The sequence below is a fragment of the Pseudoalteromonas sp. S3431 genome, assembly GCF_000690035.1.
In the GTDB taxonomy this organism is placed as follows: Bacteria; Pseudomonadota; Gammaproteobacteria; order Enterobacterales; family Alteromonadaceae; genus Pseudoalteromonas; species Pseudoalteromonas fuliginea.
Map to the genome: position 1 here is coordinate 1 of NZ_JJNY01000136.1, position 1,603 is coordinate 1,603.

Annotated in this window: 1 protein-coding gene; it reads left to right on the forward strand. The window is 40.6% G+C overall.

The features are described from left to right. The first annotated feature begins 1 nt into the window (after nucleotide 1). Nucleotides 2–1,129: a flagellin gene (locus tag DO88_RS19180; protein WP_050484180.1), complete on the forward strand. Its 1,128-nt coding sequence runs from the start codon at nucleotides 2–4 to the stop codon at nucleotides 1,127–1,129. The last annotated feature ends 474 nt before the right edge of the window (nucleotides 1,130–1,603 follow it).

Consider the following 1,603-nt stretch of genomic DNA (forward strand, 5'->3'; position numbering starts at 1 on the left):
ATTGAACGGCAGCTTCGGTTCGAAATCATTCCAAATTGGTGCAAATGCAAACGAAACAATTAACGTATCACTGTCTAGTGTAGCGGCAGAAAAAATTGGTTCTAACCAAGTAGATTTACAAGGTGGTACTGCTAACGAAGGTTTTGGTACTGCTACAGCTGCAGCTGCTTCTACCGCTGCGGCAAGTACAAATGCAGGCGGTACATATGATATCTCTGGACGTAATGACGCTCAAGTTACTATTGCTGCAGGCGCTAGCGCAGAAGATACAGCTGCTGCAATTAACAGTGTAACGAGCTCTACAGGTGTTAGTGCGCAAGCTAGAACAGAGGCCACGGTAGTTGTTGGTGGTGCTGCAACAGTTTCTGGCGAGACGGTTAGTTTTGAGCTTAACGACGAGAAGGTTTCATACGTAGCTACAGGTAATGCAGATGGCGACCAGCAAGCAATGGCTGAAGCTATTAATGGTGCAACTGATGAGCATGGCGTAACAGCGAGTATTGAAAACGGTGTATTATCAGTATCTAATAATACGGGTGCAGATATAACGTTAGAAGGTTATGCAACAGCAGATGCTGCTGGTGCTCCTGTAGCGAGTACATTATCAGTGACAGCTCTGTCTTATGCCGGTGTTGAAGATGATGGCGGAACGGGTACGGCTGTCCCTGTTGTACTAACAAGTGGTGTGGCTGGTACTGCGACTGACTCAACACGAATTTCAGGTGGTATTCAATTAAACTCTTCAGAAACATTTAGCGTAGAAGCGTCTGATGATTCACTAGCTGGTGTAATCACAGAAACAACAAGTAAGCTAAATGATGTTGCTGATGTTGATATTACAAGCCAAAAAGGCTCGCAAGATGCGCTAGCAATTATTGATAACGCGATTGCAAACATCGACTCACAACGAGCGAGCTTAGGTGCGGTTCAAAATCGTTTTAACCACACAATAAGTAACTTAGCGAATATATCAGAGAACGTATCTGCATCACGTAGCCGAATTCAAGATACTGACTTTGCAACAGAAACAGCAGAAATGACGAAAAACCAAATATTGCAACAAGCAGGTACATCAATCTTGTCGCAAGCGAATCAGTTACCGCAAACAGCGCTTAGCCTATTAGGTTAATTGAAATAAGGTATTAGTTACCTCTTTAATTTAGCGAATACCAATAATAATTTAAAAAGGAGATGACTTTGGTCATCTCCTTTTTATTTAGCTTTTAATATTGTACCAATCGGCTTATATATGGGCTTTATTTAACGACAAGATAATTGTGTAATTTGGTTGTTCTCGATAATTACTTTTATATTGTTCCCTCTTCTTTGTACATCCATGCAGTCGTAATCAAAAATAATAATACAGTTTGTATCAAATTTAGCCCCCCCAAATTAATTAAATATTATTACGGACTGGTACTACAATAGTTTGGTTTGTTTACGTGAAGAAGGTCTATGGTGTGTGGTTATTCCCCATAAATAGGCAAATAAGTGTAATATACGCTGCTCACAGGTTCTTTTTAAGGGCGACTAACTCCTTGTTACTCGATTTACTTAACCCACTAGGTTATAAATATCGCGCCATCGTTAACACCTTAAGATT